The sequence below is a fragment of the Nocardia sp. N2S4-5 genome (assembly GCF_044628355.1).
In the GTDB taxonomy this organism is placed as follows: Bacteria; Actinomycetota; Actinomycetes; order Mycobacteriales; family Mycobacteriaceae; genus Nocardia; species Nocardia wallacei_B.
The window spans coordinates 1,360,557-1,384,294 of the sequence record NZ_JBIUPM010000001.1; the positions used below are offsets into that span (position 1 = coordinate 1,360,557).

A 23,738-nucleotide genomic window follows, 5' to 3' on the forward strand; every position below is an offset into this window, starting at 1 on the left:
CGTCAGAGGGTATCGGAGTAGTCCGACACGGGGCGTGGGGTTTTGTCCGGCGTCGCCCCGACCGGCTCCGCCGCGGACACCGGCGCGGGCGGCTCGACCGGCGCCGCGCCCTCGACGCCGCCGGGCCGCTCGTCCAGCGGCGAGGCCTCGTCGTCGGACAGCTTGCTCCAGTCGTCCTTGCGGGCGCGCCGCCGGTCGTTGAGCCGCGCGATCTGCACCGCCACCTCGAACAACAGCGTCAGCGCGAGGGCCAGCGCCAGCATCGAGAACGGGTCCTGCGGGGTGACGACCGCCGCGAACACGAACAGCCCGAAGATCAGCCCGCGCCGCCACTTCTTCAGCTTCTCGTAGCTGAGCACGCCGATCATGTTGAGGCCCACGATGAGCAGCGGTGTCTCGAAGCTCACGCCGAAGATGATCAGCAACTGGATGATGAAGCTGAAGTACTGCGAACCGCTCAGCGCCGTGATCTGCACATTGCTGCCGATGCCCATCAGGAAGCTCAGGGCGTGCGCGACGACCCAGTACGCCAGCAGCGCGCCGGTCACGAACAGCAGCGCGCCGGTGCCGACGAAGCTCAGCGCGTACTTGCGCTCCTTGGCGTACAGGCCCGGCGTGATGAACGCCCACAGCTGATACAGCCACACCGGGCAGGCCATCACGACACCGGCGGTCAGCCCGACCTTGAACCGCAGCATGAACTGCTCGAAGGGCGCGGTCGCGAGCAGCCGGCAGGCGCCGTCCGGGCTCAGCGCGGCGCGCTGCGAGGCGGGCAGGTCACAGTACGGGCCGCGCAGGATGTCGCCGAGGCTCTCGATGCCGAGGAAGCCGTGCTGGTACCAGAGGAATCCGAGCACCGTGGTGAGCGCGACGGCCAGCAGCGACTTCAGCAGCCGCGACCGCAGCTCGTGCAGGTGCTCGACCAACGACATGGTGCCGTCGGGATTCGTCCTGCGCCGGCTGCGCCGGGGGTCGAACGGAATGCGCATGGATGTGGCTGCCTCGCTGATCGCCTGTCACCGGATCCGGACACAACGCGACCCGGGATGATCGGCTCATCCCGGGATCGACGAAACTGCTACGCCTTGTGCGTTTCCGGATTCGGCGCGGGCGCCGGCGTCGACGGCTGGGCCGGGGGCAGTTCCTGCGTCGGGGCCTTGGCGGGCTGCTCCGGCTTGGGTGTGCCGTCGGATTGCATCTCGCTCATCTCGCTCTTGAAGATGCGCAGCGAGCGCCCCAGGCCCCGGGCCGCGTCCGGCAGCCGCTTGGCGCCGAACAGGACCAGCACCAGCACCGCGATGATCAGCCAGTGCGTCGGGCTGAGTGAACCCATTGATAACCTCCAAAGACTGTGGTACGTCCGATGCTACCGGACCTCCGATACGCGAAGCCGCTCGTCAGCTCTCGGTCGCCGGGTGGCGGGCGGCGTGGTCGCGGGCCTCCCGCAACTGTGCCAGTAGCTCCGGACCCGGCCACGTCCGGGTGTCGCCGTGCTCGGCGGCCTCGATCAGTTCGGCCAGGCGGGCATTCACCGGGGTCGGCGACCCCACCATCCGGCCCAGGTTCACGATCTCCCCGCACAGCCACCGGATCTCGGTGCGGCGGCCGCGGGCCAGGTCGTCGGCCATCGATGAGCGGGCCATCGGATCCACCGCCAGCACACTGCCCGCGACCCGCGCGAACAGCGTGTCCGGCACCGTGAGCAACCGTGCCATCAGTGCCGGCGGCAGGACGGTGAGCCGGGCCGGGCGGATTCGCGCGCGCCCCATCACGGCCAGGGCCTCGGTCTGCGCGAGCGCGAGGCAGCGGCGATAGTCACGCTCGGCCAGCTCCTCTCGCAGCGGCCGTCCGGACAGCGCGTTGATCGGATTGTTCAGGTTCAGAAGCAGTTTCGCCCATTGCACCGGCCGCAGATCGGCATGGCGTGCCAGTTCCAGACCGCCGCGGCGGAACAGCGGCGCGAACCGTTCCAGCGCCGCGTCGTCGGCGACGGCCAGCCCGCCCTCGGTGCCGCGATGGAAGCGGCCGCCGTCGTGGTGCACGACGTTGAACATCACCATTCCGGCCAGCACCACGCACGACGGCAGCGACTCCCGGATCGCGGTGTCGTTGCCGATCCCGTTCTGCAGGCTCAGCACGACCGTCCCGGGACGGACGTGCTCGGCGAGTTGCTCTGCGGCCGCTACGGTCTGGGCCGATTTCACGGTGATCAGCACCAGGTCCGCCGAGTCGGCGTCGTGGGGGGTAGTCGCCGTGCGGAACGCCGAGGGCGCCACGCGGTCGTCGCCGCCGTCGAGGTCGGTGAGCCGCAGTCCGGCGGTCGAGATCTCGTCGAGCAGCCGGGGCCGTCCCACGAAGGTGACGTCCGCGCCCGCCGCGGCCAGCTTCCCGCCCACGAAGACGCCGATGCTGCCGGCGCCGAGCACGGTCACGCGAAAGGTCACGCGGGACCGACCTCCTCGGTCACGGCGCGGTCGTAGCCCGCGCCACCGGAATCGGCCAGAGCGGCGTACGCGGCCAGCGCCGCGCCGGACCGCTCGCGCACCGCGCTCACCAGTTCCGCCGGGCCCAGCACGGTCACGCCCGAGCCGAAGCCCAGCAGCAGCCGCGCCATCCAGTCCAGCGTGGCGAACCGCATCGTCGCCTCCACGCTGCCGTCCTGGTGCACGGCCACCCGGTGCATCGGGTACTGGTCCAGCACCCAGCCGTAGTCGGCATGGACCAGCAGGCGCGCGAGCGGAATGGCGGGATCGTCGGAGAACAGGTCCAGCGCCGCGGACTCGTCGGTGGCGTGGCTGGGCGGACGCGCGGGCTCGTCCAGTTCGGTGGCCTGCTCGAGGCGGTCGAACCGGAACAGCCGCACCCCCTCCGCCTCCCGGCACCAGGCCTGCAGGTAGGAGTTGTTGTCCACCAGCACGATCCGGATCGGGTCGACCACCCGCTCGGACACCACGTCGCGGCTGGCCGAGTAGTACACCAGGCGCAGCGCGCGGCCGCGGGCCAGCGCGGAGCGCACCGTCGTCACCGCCGGGGCCTCCACGGGTGCGGCCGGTTCGGGCCCGGCCGAACGTCCGGGGTCGCCGGCGATGGCCGACTCGATCTTCGCCATCGCCGAGCGCGCGGCCGTCGGATCGACCATGCCGGGCAGATCGGCGATCGAACGCAGCGCCACCAGGACGGCCGTGGCCTCGGTCGAGGTCAGCCGCAGCGGGCGGTCGATGCCGGCGGAGAAGGTGACCTCGATGCTCTCCTCGGAGAACGACAGGTCGATGAGATCGCCGGGCCCGTAGCCGGGCAGGCCGCACATCCACAGCTGGTTCAGGTCGTTCATCAGCTGTTTCGTGGTGACGCCGAGTTCGGCGGCGGCATCCGCGGCGCTGATTCCGGGGTTGGCCAGGAAGTACGGCACCATGTTCAGCAGCCGCGACAGCCGCGTCGACAACCGACTGCTCACGTCGCCCCCACTTCCGTCCCCTCGCGCACCGACCGCAGCCGGGCGACGACATCCTCCCGCAGGTCGGCCGGGGCCAGGACGAGCGCGTCCGGGCCGAGTCCGGTGATCAGGCGTGCCAGCCAGTCCCGCGAGCGGACCGGGACCTCCACGATCGTGCCCGGACGGCCGCCGAGTCCGCGTTCCTCCACAGCCGCGCCCAGCCGCCGGACGTCCTGGCCGCGGCCCTCGGCGACCCACACCGTGGCGGTACCGGTCACCTGCGTCGCGCCGGTCACCCGGGCGACGATCGCCCGCAGATCCACGTCCTCCGGTTTGTGCACGGCATTCTCCGGCCCGTACGCGGTGACGTCGTCGCCGATGCGCGACAACCGGAAGGTGCGGGTGGCGTCACGATCGCGATCGTGCCCGACCAGATACCACCGACCGTGATGGGTGACCACACCCCACGGCTCCACATCGCGCATCAGATACGGGGCGTTGTGCGACATGCGGTGCTCGAAGCGGACAGCGCGCCCGGCGTCGACCGCCGCCAGCAACCTGCCCAGCGCCGCCTCCGACCCGCGCGTACGCGCCGGAACCGCCGGGACCGACGACAGCGCCGCGTCCGATTCGACATGAATCCCGGCCGCCCGCAACTTGAGCAGGGCCCCTTCGGCCGCGGTCGCGAGTTCCGGAGATTCCCACAGCTGCACGGCGACCGCTACCGCCGCCGTCTCCTCGCTGGTCAGATCGATATCGGGCAGCTCGTAGGCGTCGCGGTTGATCCGGTAGCCCTCCTGCGAGGAGTAGCGACTGACCGGGCCGACCTCCAGCGGGATGCCGAGATCGCGCAATTCGTTCTTGTCGCGCTCGAACATCCGGCTGAACGCCTCGTCGCTGGCGGAGTCCTCGTATCCGGCGACGCTGTCGCGGATGCGCTCCGCGGTCAGGAACTGCCGGGTCGACAACAGCGCGATGACCAGATTCATCAGCCGCTCGACCTTGGATATCGCCACGCGACACAGAGTAATCGGCCCGCGCCCACACATGCGCCTCGGCGCACGATTAGGCCATGGATTCGCCTTACATCGACGCGATCAGCCGATCCACCCGCTCATCGACCGAACGGAACGGGTCCTTGCACAGCACCGTGCGCTGCGCCTGATCGTTCAGCTTCAGGTGGACCCAGTCGACGGTGAAGTCGCGGCCCGCCTCCTGCGCGGCGGTGATGAAATCGCCGCGCAGCTTGGCGCGAGTCGTCTGCGGCGGCGTGGTGACCGCGGCGTCCACCGACTCGTCCTCGGTGATCCGCTTGGCCAAGCCCTTGCGCTGCAGCAGGTCGAACACGCCGCGGCCGCGCTTGATGTCGTGGTAGGCCAGATCCAGCTGGGCGATCTTGGGATCGGACAGGTCCATGTTGTAGCGGTCCTGGTAGCGCTGGAACAGCTTGCGCTTGATCACCCAGTCGATCTCGGTGTCGACCTTCGCGAAATCCTGCGCCTCCACCGCGTCGAGCGTGCGGCCCCACAGATCCACCACCGCGTCGACCTGCGGGTCGCGGTCGCGGTTGCGCAAGTGGTCGACCGCGCGGGCGTAGTACTCGCGCTGGATGTCCAGGGCGCTGGCCTGACGGCCTCCGGCCAGTCGCACCGGGCGGCGGCCGGTCAGGTCGTGACTCACCTCGCGGATGGCGCGGATCGGGTTGTCGAGAGCGAAATCGCGGAACGACACCCCGGCCTCGATCATCTCCAGCACCAGCGCCGCCGTGCCGACCTTCAGCATCGTCGTGGTCTCGGCCATGTTCGAGTCGCCGACGATGACGTGCAGGCGCCGGTACTTCTCGGCGTCGGCGTGCGGCTCGTCGCGGGTGTTGATGATCGGGCGCGAACGCGTGGTCGCCGAGGAGACGCCCTCCCAGATGTGCTCGGCGCGCTGCGACAGGCAGAACGTGGCCGCCTTCGGTGTCTGCAGCACCTTGCCGGCGCCGCAGATCAACTGGCGGGTGACCAGGAACGGCAGCAGCACGTCGGAGATGCGGGAGAACTCGCCGGCCCGCACGACCAGGAAGTTCTCGTGGCAGCCGTAGGAGTTGCCCGCCGAGTCGGTGTTGTTCTTGAACAAATAGATGTCGCCGCCGATACCCTCCTCCGCCAAGCGCTGCTCGGCGTCGATCAGCAGTTCCTCGAGCACCCGCTCACCGGCGCGGTCGTGGGTGACCAGCTGCACCAGGGAGTCGCATTCGGCCGTCGCGTACTCCGGGTGGGAGCCGACGTCGAGGTACAGACGGGCACCGTTGCGGAGGAACACGTTCGAACTACGGCCCCAGGACACCACCCGGCGGAACAAATACCGGGCCACCTCGTCAGGGCTCAACCGACGGTGTCCGTGGAAAGTGCACGTCACCCCGAACTCGGTCTCGATCCCCATGATTCGTCGCTGCACACTATCGACATTACAGCCATGCCCTGCCCGAAATGGGCTGTGCGCGCAAGCGGATGCAAACGGGTTCGCAACAGTTACATTGGCGGGGTCTTTGGCGTCGCCTTCGGCGCCGCGGGTTTGTGGTCCCCTGTGGCTCGGTTTTCAGGGGTCGCTGCTTGCTCCTTCGTCGCTTGCGCAGCGACCCCTGAAAACCGAGCCGGACCACAAACCGGGGTGAGGGGAGGCTGTGTCGCTTTCCCTGGGGAATGAGGATGCCCCCTGCATCCGTGGGGATGCGGGGGGCATGTCACGAAACACGTCAGGCGTTGGAAGGGTCTCCCGCGCTGGGGGTTTCGGGGGTGGAGTCCTTGGGCTTGGCCTTGCTCTTGCCGGTTTTCTCGTCGGTGAGCAGGGCCTCCAGTTGCGGGCCCGCGATGCGGCGGAAGGACCGTCGCGGCCGGGCCTGCTCCAGGGTTGCCACCTCGAGCGTTCCGACGCCGAGCACCCGCTTGTCCTTGTCGCCCTCGGGGGTGGCCTTCTGCAGGGCCTCCAGCGCCAGCTTGATCGCCGCGTGGAGGTCCAGGCCGGGCTGATAGGTCTCCTTGAGCGCGCTGATGATGGGCTCGGTATTGCCGCCCATCACCACGTAGTCCCGCTCGTCGACTATCGAGCCGTCGAAATTGACCCGGTACAGGACCGCGTTCTGCGCCTGCTCCGGATAACCCACCTCACCGATGCAGATCTCCACCTCGAACGGCTTGAGCTGATCGGTGAAGATCGAGCCGAGCAGGGACGCGAACATGTTCGCCAGCGCCCGGCCCGTCACGTCGCGGCGGTCGTACTGGTAGCCGCGCAGGTCGGCCTGCAGGATCCCGTGCCGGCGCAGGTTCTCGAACTCGTTGTACTTGCCGACCGCGGCGAACCCCACCCGGTCGTACAGCTCACTCACCTTGTGCAGCGTCGCCGACGGATTCTCGGCGACGAACAACACGCCCTTGTCGTACACCAACACCACGACACTGCGGCCTCGTGCGATGCCTTTGCGCGCAAGTTCGGTCTTGTCGCGCATGATCTGTTCGGCCGACGCGTAGTACGGCAGTGTCATGCTGTGGCGCTCCCTTCCCGATCCGACGCCCCACGCCGCTCGACGATCGCCCGGGCGACCTCCTCCAGCCGCTCGTCCGAAACCTCGTCCGCCCCTTCGGCATTGATGGTGACCGCCGTGGGGAAGATGTTGCGCATCAGGTCGGGCCCGCCGGTGGCGGTGTCGTCGTCGGAGGCGTCCAACAGCGATTCGACGGCGATACGCAGCGCGTTGTCCTCGTCGATGTCGCGGTGGTACGTCTTCTTCAGCGACGACTTGGCGAACATCGACCCCGAGCCGACGGCGGTGTAGCCGAAGCGCTCCTCACTGCGTCCGCCGACCACGTCGTAGGACACGATGCGCCCGGCCCGAGCCGGGTCGGTGGCCTCCAGATCGAAGCCGACCAGGATGGGCACCACCGCGAGACCCTGCATGGCCGCGGGCAGGTTGTCGCGCACCATCTTCGACAGCTTGTTGGCCTTACCGTCGAAGGTCAGCGGGACGCCCTCGATCTTCTCGTAGTACTCGAGCTCCACGGCGAACAGCCGGATCATCTCCACCGCCACGCCCGCGGTACCGGCGATGCCGGCCGCGGAGAACGTGTCGGTGATGTACACCTTCTCCATGTCCCGGCTGGCCAGCAGGTTGCCCTGGGTGGCGCGCCGGTCGCCGGCGATCAGCACCCCGCCGCGGTAGCTGACCGCGACGATGGTGGTGCCGTGCGGGGCGATGTCCTGCGACGACGCCCCGGCCGGGCCCGCGCCGGCGCGACCGAAACCGTTGCCGGGCAACAGTTCCGGCGCGACCTCACGCAGGTATTCGGAGAAGGAGGACAGGGCGTACCCCGTGTGGAGCCGCAAGGGGTCACCTGATGTCACTGGCCGCCTTTCTGAACATATGCACGCACGAAGTCCTCCGCGTTCTCCTCGAGCACATCATCGATCTCGTCGAGCAGGTCGTCGGTGTCCTCCGCCAGCTTCTCGCGACGCTCCTGTCCGGCCGCTTCCGCGCCGACCGCCTCGTCATCCTCGTCGCCGCCACCGGCGCGCTTGGTCTGCTCTTGTGCCATAGCAGCCGACCTCCTCTGTACTGATATCGGCGAGCATCGGAGAAAATCCGATGCTCGTGCCTCAACACTACCCAGCGTCGGGGACAACTTGCCGGATTACCTCGCAATGTGCCCCGCCCGCGACCGGCGTTCCGGTCCGGCGCGCCCGGCCGCGGGCACCCTAGGTGGTGAGCTGTTCGACCAGTTCGGCGGCGGTGTCCACGCCGTCGAGCAGCTTCCCGACATGCGACTTGGTGCCGCGGCGGGGTTCCAGGGTGGGAATGCGGACCAGCGAGTCGCCGCCCAGGTCGAAGATCACCGAATCCCAGCTGGCGGCGGCGATGTCGGCGCCGAAGCGGCGCAGGCATTCCCCGCGGAAATAGGCGCGCGTGTCGGTCGGCGGGGCGGTCATCGCGTCGACGACCTGCTGCTCGGACACCAGCCGTTGCATGGAGCCGCGTGCGACGAGGCGGTTGTACAGGCCCTTGTCCAGCCGCACGTCGGAGTACTGCAGATCCATCAGGTGCAGCTTCGGCGCGGCCCAGCCCAGGCCCTCGCGGCTGCGCATGCCCTCGAACAGGCGCAGTTTCGCGGTCCAGTCCAGCAGGTCGGCGGTCTCCATCGGATCGCGCTCGAGCAGGTCCAGCACGTGCGCCCACTTCTCCAGGATGTCGGTGACGCGGGCGTCGTCGGTGCCCTCGCGGCCGTGGAACTTCTCCGCCCGGTCCAGGTAGATCCGTTGCAGCGCAAGGCCGGTCAGCTCGCGGCCGTCGGTCAGCGCCACCGTGGCGCGCAGCGTCGGGTCGTGGCTGATCGTGTGCACGGCCGTGACCGGGCGGGCCAGCTGCAGATCCGACAGGTCCTCCCCCGCCTCGATCAGGTCCAGCACCAGCGCCGTGGTGCCGACCTTCAGATACGTCGACCATTCGGCCAGATTCGCGTCGCCGATGATGACGTGCAGGCGGCGGTACTTGTCGGCGTCGGCGTGCGGCTCGTCGCGGGTGTTGATGATGCCGCGCTTGAGTGTGGTCTCCAGGCCGACCTCGACCTCGATGTAGTCCGACCGCTGCGACAGCTGGAAACCGGCCTGGTCGCCGGACTGCCCGAGGCCGACGCGCCCGGACCCGGTCACCACCTGCCGGGACACGAAGAACGGGGTGAGGCCGACGATGATCTGATTGAACGGCGTGTCGCGGTTCATCAGGTAGTTCTCGTGGGTGCCGTACGAGGCGCCCTTGCCGTCGACATTGTTCTTGTACAGCTGCATGCGGGGCGCGTTCGGCACGCTGGAGGCGTAGCGGGCGGCGGCCTCCATCACGCGTTCACCGGCCTTGTCCCAGATCACCGCGTCCAGCGGGTCGGTCACCTCGGGCGCGGAGTATTCCGGGTGGGCGTGGTCGACGTAGAGCCGGGCCCCGTTGGTGAGAATCATGTTGGCCGCGCCGACCTCGTCGGCGTCGATCACGGGGGCGGGTCCGTTGAGCCGGCCCAGATCGAAACCGCGAGCATCGCGCAGCGGCGATTCCACCTCGTAGTCCCAGCGGGTGCGCTTCGCGCGCGGCACGCCCTCCGCCGCCGCGTACGCCAGCACCGCCTGGGTGGAGGTGAGAATCGGGTTGGCCGACGGCTCGGTAGGCGTGGAGATGCCGTACTCGACCTCGATTCCGATGATGCGCTGCATGACCCGAGCCTAGGCGACCGGCGGGCGCTCGGCGCGATCCCGGGTGCGGGTGTGGCCCGCCGGCGTCGGCCCGAGGTCGTAGGCCGATGTCCTCCGGATGGCGGACGACCAGCGCTATACAGTCGTATGAGAATGGTCGGCATGACCGAATCGCTCGCCCGGCGCGACACGCCCGGCTCCGATCTCACCGCGCCGCCCGCCGGTCCCCGGCCCACCCGGCTGCCCGCCCTCGACGTCCTGCGCGGCATCGCCATCCTGGGCACGCTGGGGACCAACATCTGGATCCTCACCGATCCGGCGGGCCTCATCGGCTACCTCCAGGACCTCGGCGGGCCGACCGGCGCCTGGGGCTGGACCGAACGGGTATTGCAGCAGCTGGCACAGGGCAAGTTCCTCGGCCTGCTGACCATCATGTTCGGGATCGGGCTGGCTATTCAGCAGCGGTCCGCGGTGCGGGGCGGACGGGCCTGGCCGGGCGCATATCCGTGGCGGGCAGCGCTGCTGTTCCTCGACGGATTGCTGAATTTCCTGTTCGTCGCCGAATTCGATGTGCTGATGGGGTACGCGGTCACCGGTGCGGTGGTGGCGTACCTGCTCGCCACCAGCGAGCGGGCCCAGCGCCGGTGGCTACTCGTCGCGGCCGCGGTGCACGTGCTCATGCTGACGGCCCTCGCGGCGGCGATGGCCCTTCTCGCGCAATCGGATTCGGGCGAGGTTCGCCCGCTCGATCCGAATCCGTATGCCGAGGGCTCGTTCTGGGACCTGGTGCTGTTCCGCGTGGAGAACGCCGGGATGTTCCGGCTGGAACCGGTTTTCGTGTTCCCGATGTCCGTCGCGCTGTTCCTGCTCGGTGCCCGACTGTTCCGGGCGGGGCTGTTCGAGCCGTCGGGGCGGCGGTTGCGGCAGCGCCTGATGGTGCTCGGCTTCGGTGTCGCCGCTCCGCTGGATCTGGGTCTGGGTCTGTGGGACGGGGATCTGGTGCTGTTCACCCGATACGGGACAGCGCCGTTGGTCTCGCTGGGCATCCTCGCCCTGGTCGCGCAGTTCTACATCGGCCGCAGCACTACCGGGTTCACCGGTCGCCGCTTCAGTGAGGTCGGGCGAATGGCATTGAGCTGCTACATCCTTCAGAATCTGGTGGCTTCGGCGCTGTGCTACGGCTGGGGTCTCGGGCTGGCGGCGCGCGTCTCCCCCGGCGACCGCGCGCCGTTCACGATCGCGGTCTACCTGACGGTGTGCGTGATCATGGTGGTGTTCGCGCATCTCTGGCTGCGCCGGTTCCAGCGCGGGCCGGTGGAATGGTTGTGGCACAACAGCTATCGGGCGATCACGCGGGCACGGGCGGCGTAGCGGACATCGGTCCGACACCGCCGACACGGCCGGGCCGCCAGGCATGGGCAGCTACTTGTCACCAGCGTATGCGATCATGCGTTTTGTTCGCTTCCGGCGAGATCGCACCGCATCGGATCTCTCGGCGAGAGGCGAGCGGACGCGCGGGATCGGTCGGAACGTCGCCAGCGAACGGGGGTTGAACAGTGTCGATGCCAGGGGCGCGATCGATGCCGGGCGAGCAGCCGGAAACAGCGGCGGAACAGGTCCCCGCGGCTATTCTCGGCGGCGTGGCGCCACACCGACCAAGCACGGAACCTACTTCTCGGTCGGGTGCGCGGATGTCGTCGACGTACGTGCTGGCCGGGTTACTGGCGCTCGGTTTGGTGTTCGCCGGGCCGATCGCGGGCTGGTTCGGGTCCAGTGCCGAATTGCAGACCGGGGCAACGGTATTCACCGGGATATTCGTGCAGGCCGTGCCGTTTCTGGTGCTCGGCGTGGTGGTGAGCGGGGGGATCGCGGCCTTCGTCTCCCCCGATCTGCTGCGGAAGCTGCTGCCGCGCAACGAATCCGCGGCCATCGGTGTGGCGGGGCTGGCGGGCATCGCGTTGCCGGGGTGCGAATGCGGCGCCGTACCCGTCTCGCGCAGGCTGATGGATCAGGGGGCGCCCGGCGCCGCGGCGTTCGCCTTCCTGCTGTCGGCGCCCGCGGTCAATCCCGTCGTGCTGATCGCGACGGCGGTGGCCTTCCCCGGCGAGCCGGGCATGGTCGCGGCGCGGTTCACCGGCTCCCTCGCCACCGCGCTCGTGATGGGGTTCCTCTGGGCCCGGTTCGGGCGGCCGGAGTGGTTCACCACGCAACCGCGCGGGCACGAGCACTGGGTGCCCGGGCGTTCGCGGTGGCAGGTGTTCACCGAGGCCGCACGGCACGACTTCCTGCAGGCCGCCGCCTTCCTGGTGGTCGGCGCCGCCGCGGCGGCCGCACTGCACGTGCTGGTCCCGGCCGACTGGTATCGGAGCCTGGCCGGGCAGATGCTGGTGTCCATCCTGGTGCTGGCACTGCTGGCGGTGGTGCTGGCGCTCTGCTCGGAGGCCGACGCCTTCGTGGCGGCGAGCATGTCCAGCCTGCCGCTGCTGCCCCGGCTGGTATTCCTCGTCGTCGGCCCCGCGGTGGACGTGAAACTCTTCGCGATGCAGGCCGGAACCTTCGGCCGCCGATTCGCCCTGCGGTTCGCACCGGCGACCTTCGCCGTGGCGACCGGCTGCGGCGCCCTGGCCGGACTGATCTTCCTGGGGGCGCGATGAACCGGGTGACACAGAACTTCGTCCTGCTGTTGATCGGCGGCGCGGTGCTGAAGATCGCGCTCGACGACACCTATCTGCGATACGTCAAACCCGGCCTGCAACCGTATCTGATCGTCAGCGGCGCGGCATTGACGCTCCTGGCGCTGGTCGTCATCGGCCGCGACATCCGAACCGGATGGGCCGCAGCCGATTCCGACCATCACCCGGGCCGTTCCCCATGGCTGCTGCTGGCGCCGATCACGGCCCTGCTGATCGTGGTGCCACCCGCGCTGGGCGCGGGCTCGGTGCAGTCCGGGAGCACCGCGCAGGCGAGCGTCGGCGCGCCCGCGGGCACCGACGACGGGAAATTCCCCTTCGGCCCGCTGCCCGCGGGCGAGGCCCCGACAATCCGCATGTACGACCTGATCGACCGCGCCTCCTACGATTCCAGCGGCGAACTCGATCGCCGCGAGGTCACCGTCATCGGGTTCATCGTGCGCACCGAGAACGACGGCGCGCCCCGTCCCGACGGCACCCGCGCGGGCGTCGACCTGGCGCGGCTGGTGATCACCTGCTGCGTCGCGGATGCCCAACTGCTCCGCGTCCACCTCACCGGCCTCGACGATCCACCGCCGGACGACACCTGGGTCTCGGTGCGCGGCAAGGTCGAACCGGACAGCGCCCGCCTCGAGACCCAGATGACGCCGACGTTCCACGTCACCGAATGGCATCCGGTCCGCACCCCGGCCCGCGTCTACGGCTGACCCTGCGTATCGGGTCCGGGCGCTACGCCGATTTCGCGTGCACCGTGCTGATCCGGCCGTAGGCGTCGAAATCCACGGTGCCGAAGATGTCCGGACCGGTGAAGGTCAGGTGGCGGCGAGTCGCGTCGAGGTCGGCGACGAGGCCACGGCGGCGCAGATAACTGCGCACCGCGCGGCGGCAATCCGAGACCGCCAGACTGGTCGCGGCCTTGGTCAGGATCGCGGCGAGGCGGGCCGGTTCCGGTCGGGGCAGGCGGAATTCGGGGTGTTCCACCAGGAACGCCGCGCGGGCGCCGTCGTCCCCGACCACCGCGCTGTACCCGCTCCAGCGTCCGGTGATGATCTTCGCGGCCTCCATCAGCACCCCGACCACCTGCGACGGCGCCGGGCTCACCCCGAACATCGTGGCGAACGGCAGCTCCGCGGTGGCCAGTTCGGCGATCCGGTGCTGAACCCCGAAGTAGCGCACCGCTTCCGCCACCTCGGTCACCGGCGCCGGAAAGCCTCGCGGATTCGCCCACGACCACAACCAGGACCCGGCCTCGGGCACGGCCGTCCCGAGCAGATGGAACTCCGAGCACACGAATGTCGCGTCGGCGCCGACGAACTCGAGCCGGCCGCCGGACACGTCGCACCGCCAGGCATGTTCGCCGAGCAGGTCGGTCAGATGCATCTGATGCTCCAGCGACAGCAGCGCGGCGTCGTCGAGCAGATCGATCAGGGTCGGTGACAGGGGCACCGCTGGGAGATTAGTGAAACCGACCGCCCAGCACCACACGAGCCAGGCGATCGAGTCACGAAACCTGCTGCACGCGCGGGGCATCCACCCGTTCCAGCAGGTCCGCGACCATCGTGTCGCGCTGCAGCGGAACGCCGAGACTCCGCGCGTTGCCCTCGAACAGCGCCAGCACCGACGCCGACAGGATGCCCTCCACCTGCTCGGAGGTGAGCGAGGTCGCCGGATCCGCGCGCCAGCCCTCGACCACGCCGTCGACGAAGCCGATGATGCCCAGCGCCATCGGCCGCGCCCGGTCGGTCTCGATCCCGAAGCGCGCCAGCGTGGTAGCGAACAGGTCCGACAGCTGCCCGCCGATCCGATCGCGGGCGCCGGCCAGCGCCTGCGACGAATCGCCCTGCGGCGCAGCGCCGGCCAGGAACCGGTGCAGCTGGGGATGCCGGGCCACCCAGCCGACATAGGTGCCCACCGCGCCGCGCACGGCGTCCTTCACCGTGCCGTCCGCCCGCAGCGTCGGCATCAGTTCCGCCAGCAGCGATTCCAGAATGCGCCGCCGGATCTGCTCGTCCAGATCGGCGCGGCCGTCGAAATGCCGGTACACCACCGGGCGCGGCAGCCGCAGGCGGTCGGCGATCTGCTGGACCGACACCTCGACGCCGTGCTCCTCGATCACCGCGACCGCGGCATCGAGAACGTCGGCCCGGCGCTGCCGCTTGTGGCCGCTCCAGCGTGTGCTCCGGCCGTCGACGGCGGCTCCGGGCTGCCGCGCTCCGGACTTTCCGCTGGTCTTGGTCACACCGCAACGATACCCGCCGGGCTATTGACCGATACAGACTGTCTCACTAATCTGAGTGTTACAGCATGTATCAGTAAACGAGCGAATGAGAGAGCCGTCATGGACAATGCCGTCGTGCCGCCTCGCGGTACCGCGTCGCTCCCCGCGGAGTCCTTCGCGCAACGCCTGCTCACCGGCTCGGTGCGGAAGTCCTACGACCCGGTGGTCGATCTGGACTGGGACGCGCCGCTGGATCCGGAGAAGCTGTTCCTGCCGCCGGAGGTGGTCTCGCTCTACGGCACGGCGCTGTGGGAGTCGATGACGCCGCAGCAGCGCCGCGAGCTGTCGCGGCAGGAGCTGGCGAATGTGCTGTCGGTCGGGATCTGGTTCGAGAACCTGCTCAACCGCCTGCTGCTGCGCGAATTGATGAGCGGCGACCCGACCACGCGCCATTCGCACTACACGCTCACCGAGATGGGCGACGAATGCCGGCACATGATGATGTTCGGCAAGCTCATCGACCGGATCGAGGCACGGCCCTACTGGCCGAAAGCACCCGCGCGGCTGGGCATCTCGTCGTTGCAACTGTTCCTGCGCGGGTCGATGACCTGGGTGGGCGCGCTGGTCGGCGAGGAGATCTTCGACGCCCTGCAGCGCCGCACCCTCGACGATCCGCAGTTGCAGCCACTGGTGTCGCGGGTGATGCGCATCCACGTCACGGAGGAGGCGCGCCATATCGGGTTCGCCCGGGACGCGCTGGCGCGGCGGGCGCCGACCCTGTCGCGGGCCGAATTGGCTTATACGCGTTTGTGTGTCGCGATCGCGGCGCCCCTGTTCGTCCATCTGATGACCAACCGGCACATGTACGACCGGGCGGGGCTGGACGGGCGGACGGCGCGGCGGGTGGCGCGCGGGAATCCTTATGCCAAGCGGGCTCTCGGTACCGGTGCGGCGAATCTCGGTGCGTTCCTGGACAAGCAGGGGCTTATCGGTCCGGCCGGTAAGTGGCTGTGGCGGCGGCAAGGGCTGCTGTGAATGCCGAAATCGTCGTCGTAGGAGCAGGTTTCGGCGGTATAGCGATCGCGCGGGAGTTACGCCGGGCGGGTATCGAGGACTTCGCCGTGCTGGATCCGGGCGACGACATCGCCCAATCCGGGCGGGAGGGGCGCTGCTCGCACTGCGGCCGGGAGATCGCGCCGCGGTTCGCGGCGTCGTTCGGGGCGCGGCTGTTCGCACGGGCGGCAGCTCGTGAAGACCTGCGCCGCACGGTCGAGCGCAGCGGCCTGCGGCGTCATCTCCGGATGCGCTCGAAGGTCGTGGCCCTGGAGTTCGACGACGACGCCGACCGCTGGGACGTCCGCGCCGCCGACGGACGGCACTGGCGGCCACGACTGGTGGTGTCGGCGGTGGGGCCGCTGCATGATCCGGCGCGGTTCGCCCGGCAGTCCATCACGGGCCGGGGCGGGCGGACGCTCGAGGAATCGTGGCGGGCCGGGCCGGAAGCATTTCTCGGTGTGGCGGTGCACGGCTTCCCGAACCTGTTCCTCGTGGCGGGACCGAATTCGCTCGGCGGGCACCGGTCCACCGGTCCGGTGATCGAGGCGCAGGCCGCGTACATCCGGCAATGCGTACAGCTCATGCGGCGTGCGGCGGCCGATCGGATCGAGGTGCGGGCGGCGACACAACACGAGTTCATTCGGCGGCTGCGGGCGAGATCGGCCGCGGTGTCGAGTGGTGGTTCCGGCGTCGACCGGGTCGTCCGGCCCGGATCCAGCGCGTCGTACCGGCGCGCGGTCCGCCGCCCCGAGCCCCGGCATTTCGATCTGACCGTATCCGCGGAACGGGAGGCGGCACACGAGTATTCGGGTCCGGCCATGCTGGACGCACCCGGCGCCGAGTTGCCGGTGACGGTCACCCTGAGCGGCCATCCCGATCCGATCGATGGCCGTTACCACTGGTACGGCCGGGTGTCCGCCGCGAACCCCGCCGATCTCCCCGAGCCCCGGCGCGGACACGTCCGTCTCACCCTGCCCGGCGGTGTCGCGGCGGACGCGACACTGCAGGAGCGCGACCCCTGGGGCGGTCTGCGAATCGCCGGGGTGGGCACTCCCCCGTTTCCGCTGGAGTCGGCGCCGATGCGGTGAAGTGCATCGTGTTGCGGCTCGGAACATGTTCGGCCGCAAGGCAACTCGGTGCGCACGGAGAGCGGCGAACCGCTGAGGGATCCCCGTGCGCACCGATGTCTCAGGCGGGCACCTTGTCCAGGAAGCCGTGCACCTGCGAGATGCGGCCCTCGTCGAGGGTGATCACGTCGAAGCCCACCACCAGCGCCTCGGCCCCGGGCGCGCCCAGATTCCAGGTGAACCGTGCGATGCCGTGATGGCCGTCGACCCGCTCGCCCAGGGTGAACCGCAGGCCCGCGAACTGCTGCTGCGCGCCGGACACCACCTGGTCGATGGCGTCGAGCCCGGTCACCGCGGCGAGCGGGTCGGTGTAAGTGGCGTCCGGCGTGTACACCTCCGCGAGCAGGGCGCGCCGCTTGTCCGCGTCCTGCTCGTTCCAGGAGTCGATGTAGCGCTGTGCGATGGTTTCGTATTCGGTGATTTCGTATTCGCTCATGAGACCAGCATCTGCGACCGGATGCCCGGAGTCGATTACGCGTCAGGTAATGCTAGCGACACCGATTCCGGTGCGGCGCAACCGTGCTCGCGAACTAGAGCACCGACTTCAGCGCCTGCTCGTCGCGCGCCACCACCGCGTGCCCGTCCGGGGTGGCGATGATCGGCCGCTGAATGAGCTTGGGATGGTGGGCCAGTGCCTCGATCCAGTGATCGCGGTCGGCGGGCGTCCGCGACCAGCCGGACATACCCAGCTCCTTCGCCTCGGCCTCGCCCGTGCGGGTGATATCCCACGGCTCCAGCCCCAACTTGCTCAGCACGGCCCGCAGTTCCTCAACCCCCGGCGGTTCCTCGAGATACCGCCGCTCGGTATACGCGATCCCCGCCTCATCCAAAGCCGCCTTGGCCGCCCGACTCTTCGTACACCGCGGGTTGTGCCAAATCTCCATCTGCTCTCCAGCCATGCCCGAACGATACCGAGCAGCGCGCGGTCCACGACACGCCCATACGCGACCACTGGTCCACCACAACGCCCCGCACCCCCACTCCGCACTCCGCACTCCGCATCCCGCATCCCGCATCCCGCACCCCGCACCCCGCACCCCGCACCCCGCACCCCGCACCCCGCACCCCGCACCGATTGAGGGTCGACCTGGCTGCCACGCACTACAACGGGCAGAACGCACAGCGAATCCGCCAGCCTTCCGCCCGACACATATCCACGCGGTCGCCACCTTGCCGAGGCACCGCCAACGCGCCCCGGCCACGCGCTGGCAACACGGCCGCACCACACACATTGGCAACACGGCCGGACACTGGCAACACGCCCCGACACCAAACAACAACGCGGCCGGAGCCGGGGGACCCGGCTCCGGCCGCGAAGGGCTGGCGTGTGTGCGGTGTCAGCCGCGACGGCGGCGGGGGCCGCCGCTGGCGCGGGAGAATCCGGCGAGGCCGCCGGTGCTGCCCGCGGGCGATGCGCCGCGGCCGGTGCCTCGGGTTGTGGCGCGGGCTTGCGGGGTGCTGCCGCTGGGCTGGGCCTGGCGACGGCTGCCGTGGCTGCTCCCGGCCGGGGCGGACCCGGTGGCGTGCTCGCTCCGGCGGCCCGAATGCCGCTGCGAGACATCGCCGTTGCGTCCGTGGTCCGACATGGAGCCGTGGCGGTAGTCGGACGGTGCGCCCGCGTTGCCGCGGCCTCGGGCGGGAGCCTCGGCACCGCGGCCGTTGCGGGCTGCGCCGCGCCTCTCCCCCGCTACCGGTGCGCCGGTGCCGCGACCGGTCGGTCGCCCGTTGCCGCGGCTGTCATCCTGCGCGTCGGCGCGCCGGTCACCCCTCGGTGCCGAACCACGGCGGCCACGCTGCTCCGAACCGGCGGTGCGCTCCCAGGTGGCGGGACCGCGGCGGCGGCCCTGCCCACTGTCACCGCGAGACCCGCGGCCCGCGCCTTGTCCGCTCTGCTGGCCGGAGACCTGCTGCGGTGCCGCGGCGGTGACGAGCGGGGCAACCGCGCCGACCAGCCCGGCCACGGCGGCCGAGTCGGCCGTAACCCGTTGCGGCTGCACGGAGATGGTGGCCTTGCGCATCAGGGCCGCCATGTCCTTGCGCTGTTCGGGCAGCACGATGGTGACCACGTCGCCGGCGCTTCCGGCGCGGGCGGTGCGGCCCGAGCGATGCAGGTACGCCTTGTGCTCCGCCGGCGGGTCCACATGCACGACGAGTTCGACGTCGTCGACGTGCACGCCACGGGCGGCCACGTCGGTGGCGACCAGGACCCTGGCGTCACCCGACGCGAAGACCGCGAGGTTACGATCGCGCGCCGCCTGAGCGAGGTTGCCGTGCAGGTCGACCGCGGGGATACCGGCGGCGGTCAGGGTCTTGGCGAGCCTGCGCGCCTGATGTTTGGTGCGCATGAACAGGATTCGGCGGCCGGTGCCGGACGCCAGCTTCTGCACGAGGTCCTTCTTGACATCCTGGTTGCCCACCTCGAACACGTGGTGGGTCATGGCGGCGACGGGCGAATTGGCCTCGTCCACCGAGTGCAGCACCGCCTTCGGCAGGAACCGCGCGACCAGCTTGTCGACCCCGTTGTCGAGGGTCGCCGAGAACAGCAACCGCTGCCCGCCCGCCGGAGTCGCGGCGAGAATGCGGGTCACCGAGGGCAGGAAGCCGAGGTCGGCCATGTGGTCCGCCTCGTCGATCACGGTGATCTCGACGGCGTCGAGGGCGATGAGCCGCTGCCGCATCAGATCCTCGAGCCGACCGGGGCAGGCGACGACGATATCGACGCCCGCCTGCAGCGCGCGCACCTGCCGATTCTGCGGGACACCGCCGAACACGGTGGTCACTCGCATCGAGTACGGCGCCGTCAACGGCTCCATCGCGGCGGCGATCTGGGTGGCCAGTTCCCTGGTCGGGGCCAGGATCAGGCCGAGCGGGGTGTTCGGGCGGCGACGCCCGGCGAGTTCGCCGGCCAACCGCGCGACCGTCGGAATCGCGAAGGCCAGGGTCTTGCCGCTGCCGGTCTTGCCCCGGCCGAGCACGTCGCGGCCGGCGAGGGTGTCGGGCAGGGTATCCGCCTGGATCGGGAACGGTTCGGTGATACCGGCCCGGTGCAGCGCCCGGACCAGCGGGTCACGCACGCCGAGCGCGGCGAAGGAGGGGGCGGTCGATCCGCCCGGGACCATCGATGAATTCACAGGAATTGCAGTGTCTTTCGGACAAGGGTGCCCGCGTCGCGCAGCGTGATGAAGATCCGCGCCGGGGCACTCGGTGGCGAAATTGCCGATGGGCAATATCGGTATCGCCGCAAGGAAAGCCGGTGCCACACAGCTGGGCGCTGGTGCGTAGGGATAGCAATCTACGACGCCGGGTGTGAGTCACACCCTGGCCCATAGTGTAGCTCGAGCATTGCCGGAACTACGACCGGGTGTCGTCATCGTCACGTCGGGGCGATCCGGGGTATCGCGCGCCGCCCGCTCGGTACCCGATCTTGTTTCACGTGAAACCATTGTGGCACAACAACTTTCGCCACATTGGGGTGCCGAGCGACGGGCCGCTGCGAGGGGTCGAGGTGACCTACCGCGGGCCGTGCGGTCGAGGTCCCGATGGGATTCCAGAGATTACATGGCGATGGCGAGCGCGGGCCGGAAGCGGCCCCGGCGAGTTTCGCGACGCCCTGCCACGCGCCGGGCGTACGCAACCGCCGCGGCTCCGTCCGTGCACAGTGCACAAACCCCGCCGCGGACGGGCCACCGATTGCCGGTACCGGCCCGCCCCGGTCCGCGCTGTGCTGGAGATCGACATCGCGGTCGCCGTCGTGACCGCGAGCCCTACGCGAGCCAGAGGTGTGTTGTGAGTTCATCGACGGTGGCGGGCGACGCGACCCGCCCGCGCACCCTGTGCGAGGCGTTCCAGCGCAATGTCGCCCGCTATCCCGAGGCGGTCGCCGTCCGCAGTCGCGGCGGCGCGGTGCGAATCACGTGGCGTGAGTACGGCTCCCGCGTGCGCGCCCTCGCCACCGGGCTGGCCGCGCTGGGCGTCGGGCGCGGCGGCACGGTGGCGCTGATGCTCACCAACCGCCCGGAGTTCCACCTGTGCGACACCGCCGTCCTGCACACCGGCGCCACCCCGTTCTCGGTGTACAACACCAATCCGCCGGACCTGCTGGCCTACCAGTTCGGCAATGCCGGGAACACCGTGGTGATCTGCGAGGAGCAGTTCGCGCCGCGGGTGCTGACGGCGGTGCGGCAGGCGGCCGCCGCGGGCCACCGGGTGGAGCACGTGATCTGCGTCGACGGCACGCCGCCGGGCACCATCGGCCTCGCCGAGGTCGAGCGCACCGACGCTCCGGAATTCGACTTCGAATCCGCGTGGCGCGCAGTGGGTCCCGAAGACCTGCTGACCATCGTGTACACCTCCGGCACCACCGGACGACCCAAAGGCGTCGAACTCACCCACACCAACTTCATCGAGAACGCCCGCATCGTCGACGAACTCGGCGGCGGCGGCATCGAGGACCGGGTGGTGTCGTATCTGCCCGACGCGCACGCGGCCAATCGCTGGTTCGCGCACTACCTCAACCTGCTGGAGGCCGCCCGGATCACCACGGTGCCCGAACTGCGGGAGGTCGCCGAGGCACTGCTCGAGGTCCGGCCGACGGTGTTCCTGGGGGTGCCGCGTGTCTGGGTGAAAGTCAAAGCGGCCCTGGAGGACCGGCTCGCCGCCGAGCCCCGCGCGATCCGCCGCGCACTGGCCCGCTGGGCGATCGGGGTGGGCCGGGACCGCGCGCGGGCCATTTCCGACGGCCGCGACCGGTCGCCGTGGGACAGCGCGCGCTTTCGGCTCGCCGACCGGCTCGTGCTGTCCACCATCCGTGCCCGGCTCGGTCTGGACCAGGTGCGCATCGCCGTGACGGGTGCGGCCCGGATTCCCGGCGACACCCACGAATTCTTCCTGGCACTGGGCCTGCCGCTGTGCGAAGGATACGGCCTCACCGAATGCACCGCGGGCGCCACCGTGACGCGTCCCGAGCGCATCCGGATCGGCACGGTGGGCACGCCGCTGCCCGGCGCCGAGATCCGGCTCGCGGACGACGGGGAGGTGCTGATCCGCGGCGCGCTGGTGATGCGCGGCTATCGCAAGGATCCCGAGAGCACGGCCGCCGCCCTCGATGCCGCGGGCTGGCTGCACACCGGCGACATCGGCGCACTGGATCCCGACGGGTGCCTGCGGATCGTCGACCGCAAGAAGGAACTCATCATCAACGCGGCCGGCAAGAACATGTCGCCGACCACCATCGAGAACGCGATCACCGAGCACACCCCGCTGGCCGGAATCGTCGCAGTGATCGGCGAGGGTCGCCCGTACAACACGGCGCTGATCTGCCTGGATCCCGAGCTGGCCGCCGCCTTCGCCGCACGCCACGGCCTGCCCGACACCGACATCGCCGCACTCGCCAGGGATCCGCGGGTCCGCGCCGCGATCGAGGCGGGCGTGGCCGAGGCCAACGCCAGGCTGTCGCGGGTGGAACAGATCAAGAAGTTCGCACTGCTGTCCGAGGTCTGGCAGCCCGGCGGCGACTGCCTCACCCCCACGGGCAAACTGCGGCGCAAGCCCATCGCCGCAGCGTATGCCGATACCATCGAATCCCTGTACGCCACGTAACCCCGGACGGAGGAAACCGTGGAGTCGCCGACCCGGGACCGCGCCCTCGAAGCCCTCTACCTGCGGGCCGGTGCGCTGATGCGAGAGTTCTCCGAGTCGATCCCGCCGTACCGCAGCATCCCGCGCTCGCTGGTGCTGCCCGGCTGGGAGCGCGGCACGACCCTGAACATCGAGTTGTTCTTCGACTTCCTGCAGCGCGGCCGGGCGCCCGGCGAAGAGGCCACCCGCGAGCTGGTGGAGCTGGCCGTGGGCCGCGTCCGCGACGGCGAGCCGCTGGAAGAAGTGCTGGGCCGCTACCGGGAGGGCGCGGAATTCATCTACGACCGGCTGTGCGCGGCGACCACGGGCGCCGAACGCGAGTTGCTCGCCGATGCCGCGCTGCCGTTGTTGCGGTACGTGACGCTGGTCGTGGAACGCATCGCGGCGGCCTGTGTCCGGCGGGCCCACGACCCGCGCTGGGAGTTGCTCGAACGCCGTCGCACCCTGGCCGACGCGCTGCTCACCGGCCGCGATCCGGCGGAATGGGCCGACGAGCCGGTCATCGCGGTGCCCGACGCGTTCCTGGTGGCCGTGTTCCGGCTCGGCGCCGGCGGTCGGCCCGGTTCCGGCACCAGCGATCTGCGGCACTGCATCGAGTCCATCCCGGGTGTGTTCCTGCGCCTGGACAGCGGCGGCTGGACCGCACTGGTGCCGTTGCAGGCGGGAGACGACGGCTCGGCCGCGATCGCGCGGCTGTCGGGTCGTCTGCCACCGCGCACCGCCGGCCACTCGCCACGGTTCTGGGTGGGGGTCGGCGCGGCCCACGGCCGTGCCGCGGTCCCGGCGGTGTTCACCGAGGCCCGTGCCCTCGCCGAACTGGGCCGCTGCCTGGATCGGCCGGAGTTGGTGTGCCGCCGGGAGAATTTGCAGTTCGAGTACATGGTGGCGGCCGGGGCCGCGGCCCGGCCGGGTTTGGCGACGGTGCTCGCGCCGCTCGACGCCCAACCGCTGCTCGCCGAGACGCTGGAGGTGTTCGTCGACAGCGGCTTCAATCAGCTCGCCACCGCGCGGCAGCTGAACATCCATCGCAATACGGTCACCTATCGGCTGGCCCGGGTCCATGAACTGACCGGTCTCGACCCGCACCGCCCCACCGATGCCATGACCTTGTCCGCCGCCCGGATCGCCCGCAAGCTCGAATCCGCCGCGTTCGCGCCTTAGCCCGTCGCCCGGCGGCCGTAAAAGTTCGGCGAAGCCCACGTGAATTCCGTCTGTCGGCCAGGCGTGGAATCACGTGAGTGCAACTCCGAGTCATGTACATGACGTGTCATATCAGCAGAACAATGGTCGCATGTCCGGAGTTCGCCAGAAGATAACCAGTCATTTTCGGCCGGTCGTTTATTTACGGTGACAGACGTCACGGA

General features: G+C 69.9%; 22 protein-coding genes. 7 read left to right on the forward strand and 15 right to left on the reverse strand.

Going from position 1 to position 23,738, the window contains the following annotated elements:
- Nucleotides 1–2: 2 nt before the first annotated feature.
- The 10 genes from tatC to dop all read right to left on the reverse strand — a co-directional run bounded on the left by tatC (nucleotide 3) and on the right by dop (nucleotide 9,667).
- A complete protein-coding gene (gene tatC, locus ACFMRZ_RS06085; protein ID WP_400178255.1) occupies nucleotides 3–989 on the reverse strand; it encodes a twin-arginine translocase subunit TatC in 987 nt (328 codons plus the stop codon).
- Nucleotides 990–1,078: 89 nt separating this feature from the next.
- Nucleotides 1,079–1,333 carry a Sec-independent protein translocase subunit TatA gene (gene tatA, locus ACFMRZ_RS06090; protein WP_400178256.1) on the reverse strand — a complete coding sequence of 85 codons (255 nt, stop codon included), beginning with the start codon at nucleotides 1,331–1,333 and terminating at the stop codon, nucleotides 1,079–1,081.
- Between the two features lie 64 nt (nucleotides 1,334–1,397).
- On the reverse strand, nucleotides 1,398–2,444 hold the full coding sequence (locus tag ACFMRZ_RS06095) for a 2-dehydropantoate 2-reductase (RefSeq protein ID WP_400178257.1): 1,047 nt from the start codon (nucleotides 2,442–2,444) through the stop codon (nucleotides 1,398–1,400).
- Nucleotides 2,441–3,454 (reverse strand): YafY family protein, encoded by a 1,014-nt coding sequence (locus ACFMRZ_RS06100; RefSeq protein WP_280276212.1) that lies wholly within the window; start codon nucleotides 3,452–3,454, stop codon nucleotides 2,441–2,443. The genes ACFMRZ_RS06095 and ACFMRZ_RS06100 overlap by 4 nt, the downstream gene beginning before the upstream one ends.
- A complete protein-coding gene (locus tag ACFMRZ_RS06105; RefSeq protein WP_400178258.1) occupies nucleotides 3,451–4,449 on the reverse strand; it encodes a helix-turn-helix transcriptional regulator in 999 nt (332 codons plus the stop codon). Before ACFMRZ_RS06105 ends, ACFMRZ_RS06100 begins: the two co-directional genes overlap by 4 nt.
- A gap of 67 nt (nucleotides 4,450–4,516) precedes the next feature.
- Nucleotides 4,517–5,875 carry a Pup--protein ligase gene (gene pafA, locus ACFMRZ_RS06110; RefSeq protein ID WP_280276214.1) on the reverse strand — a complete coding sequence of 453 codons (1,359 nt, stop codon included), beginning with the start codon at nucleotides 5,873–5,875 and terminating at the stop codon, nucleotides 4,517–4,519.
- A 298-nt stretch (nucleotides 5,876–6,173) separates the two neighbouring features.
- The gene (prcA, locus tag ACFMRZ_RS06115) at nucleotides 6,174–6,959 is read right to left on the reverse strand and encodes a proteasome subunit alpha (RefSeq protein ID WP_280270566.1); all 786 of its coding nucleotides are present in this window, start codon (nucleotides 6,957–6,959) and stop codon (nucleotides 6,174–6,176) included.
- Entirely contained in the window at nucleotides 6,956–7,837 is an 882-nt protein-coding gene (gene prcB / locus ACFMRZ_RS06120) for a proteasome subunit beta (protein WP_400182783.1), read from the reverse strand. The genes prcA and prcB overlap by 4 nt, the downstream gene beginning before the upstream one ends.
- A complete protein-coding gene (locus ACFMRZ_RS06125) occupies nucleotides 7,813–8,007 on the reverse strand; it encodes a ubiquitin-like protein Pup (protein ID WP_187688556.1) in 195 nt (64 codons plus the stop codon). Before ACFMRZ_RS06125 ends, prcB begins: the two co-directional genes overlap by 25 nt.
- Nucleotides 8,008–8,167: 160 nt before the next feature.
- Complete coding sequence (dop, locus tag ACFMRZ_RS06130) at nucleotides 8,168–9,667, reverse strand: depupylase/deamidase Dop (protein WP_400178259.1); 1,500 nt, start codon at nucleotides 9,665–9,667, stop codon at nucleotides 8,168–8,170.
- A 141-nt stretch (nucleotides 9,668–9,808) separates the two neighbouring features.
- Here dop and ACFMRZ_RS06135 point away from each other — a divergent pair, with 141 nt between their 5' ends.
- The 3 genes from ACFMRZ_RS06135 to ACFMRZ_RS06145 all read left to right on the forward strand — a co-directional run bounded on the left by ACFMRZ_RS06135 (nucleotide 9,809) and on the right by ACFMRZ_RS06145 (nucleotide 13,043).
- Entirely contained in the window at nucleotides 9,809–11,017 is a 1,209-nt protein-coding gene (locus tag ACFMRZ_RS06135) for a DUF418 domain-containing protein (protein WP_400178260.1), read from the forward strand.
- 320 nt (nucleotides 11,018–11,337) lie between these two features.
- Nucleotides 11,338–12,300, forward strand: coding sequence for a permease (locus ACFMRZ_RS06140; RefSeq protein WP_400178261.1), 963 nt, complete (start codon nucleotides 11,338–11,340; stop codon nucleotides 12,298–12,300).
- Nucleotides 12,301–12,305: 5 nt separating this feature from the next.
- On the forward strand, nucleotides 12,306–13,043 hold the full coding sequence (locus tag ACFMRZ_RS06145; RefSeq protein WP_400178262.1) for a TIGR03943 family putative permease subunit: 738 nt from the start codon (nucleotides 12,306–12,308) through the stop codon (nucleotides 13,041–13,043).
- Nucleotides 13,044–13,065: 22 nt separating this feature from the next.
- On the opposite strand, the gene ACFMRZ_RS06150 is transcribed toward ACFMRZ_RS06145, so the two are convergent.
- Nucleotides 13,066–13,782 (reverse strand): DUF6882 domain-containing protein, encoded by a 717-nt coding sequence (locus ACFMRZ_RS06150; RefSeq protein WP_280270572.1) that lies wholly within the window; start codon nucleotides 13,780–13,782, stop codon nucleotides 13,066–13,068.
- Between the two features lie 55 nt (nucleotides 13,783–13,837).
- Nucleotides 13,838–14,575, reverse strand: a complete 738-nt coding sequence (locus tag ACFMRZ_RS06155) for a TetR/AcrR family transcriptional regulator (protein WP_280270573.1) — start codon at nucleotides 14,573–14,575, stop codon at nucleotides 13,838–13,840.
- A gap of 99 nt (nucleotides 14,576–14,674) precedes the next feature.
- Here ACFMRZ_RS06155 and ACFMRZ_RS06160 point away from each other — a divergent pair, with 99 nt between their 5' ends.
- Together ACFMRZ_RS06160 and ACFMRZ_RS06165 are read left to right on the forward strand one after the other, a co-directional pair.
- Nucleotides 14,675–15,589, forward strand: a complete 915-nt coding sequence (locus ACFMRZ_RS06160) for a diiron oxygenase (protein WP_280270574.1) — start codon at nucleotides 14,675–14,677, stop codon at nucleotides 15,587–15,589.
- Nucleotides 15,586–16,698: an FAD-dependent oxidoreductase gene (locus tag ACFMRZ_RS06165; RefSeq protein WP_400178263.1), complete on the forward strand. Its 1,113-nt coding sequence runs from the start codon at nucleotides 15,586–15,588 to the stop codon at nucleotides 16,696–16,698. Before ACFMRZ_RS06160 ends, ACFMRZ_RS06165 begins: the two co-directional genes overlap by 4 nt.
- A 100-nt stretch (nucleotides 16,699–16,798) precedes the next feature.
- Here the strand turns inward: ACFMRZ_RS06165 and ACFMRZ_RS06170 are convergent, their stop codons facing one another.
- The 3 genes from ACFMRZ_RS06170 to ACFMRZ_RS06180 all read right to left on the reverse strand — a co-directional run bounded on the left by ACFMRZ_RS06170 (nucleotide 16,799) and on the right by ACFMRZ_RS06180 (nucleotide 19,856).
- Nucleotides 16,799–17,173: a nuclear transport factor 2 family protein gene (locus tag ACFMRZ_RS06170; RefSeq protein ID WP_280360719.1), complete on the reverse strand. Its 375-nt coding sequence runs from the start codon at nucleotides 17,171–17,173 to the stop codon at nucleotides 16,799–16,801.
- A 94-nt stretch (nucleotides 17,174–17,267) separates the two neighbouring features.
- Nucleotides 17,268–17,636, reverse strand: coding sequence for an arsenate reductase family protein (locus tag ACFMRZ_RS06175; RefSeq protein WP_400178264.1), 369 nt, complete (start codon nucleotides 17,634–17,636; stop codon nucleotides 17,268–17,270).
- A gap of 438 nt (nucleotides 17,637–18,074) precedes the next feature.
- Nucleotides 18,075–19,856 (reverse strand): DEAD/DEAH box helicase, encoded by a 1,782-nt coding sequence (locus ACFMRZ_RS06180; protein WP_400182784.1) that lies wholly within the window; start codon nucleotides 19,854–19,856, stop codon nucleotides 18,075–18,077.
- Between the two features lie 667 nt (nucleotides 19,857–20,523).
- Between ACFMRZ_RS06180 and ACFMRZ_RS06185 the strand changes: the two genes are divergently transcribed.
- Together ACFMRZ_RS06185 and ACFMRZ_RS06190 are read left to right on the forward strand one after the other, a co-directional pair.
- Nucleotides 20,524–22,335, forward strand: coding sequence for an AMP-dependent synthetase/ligase (locus tag ACFMRZ_RS06185; protein WP_400178265.1), 1,812 nt, complete (start codon nucleotides 20,524–20,526; stop codon nucleotides 22,333–22,335).
- Between the two features lie 18 nt (nucleotides 22,336–22,353).
- Nucleotides 22,354–23,535 (forward strand): PucR family transcriptional regulator, encoded by a 1,182-nt coding sequence (locus ACFMRZ_RS06190; RefSeq protein ID WP_400178266.1) that lies wholly within the window; start codon nucleotides 22,354–22,356, stop codon nucleotides 23,533–23,535.
- Nucleotides 23,536–23,738: the final 203 nt, after the last annotated feature.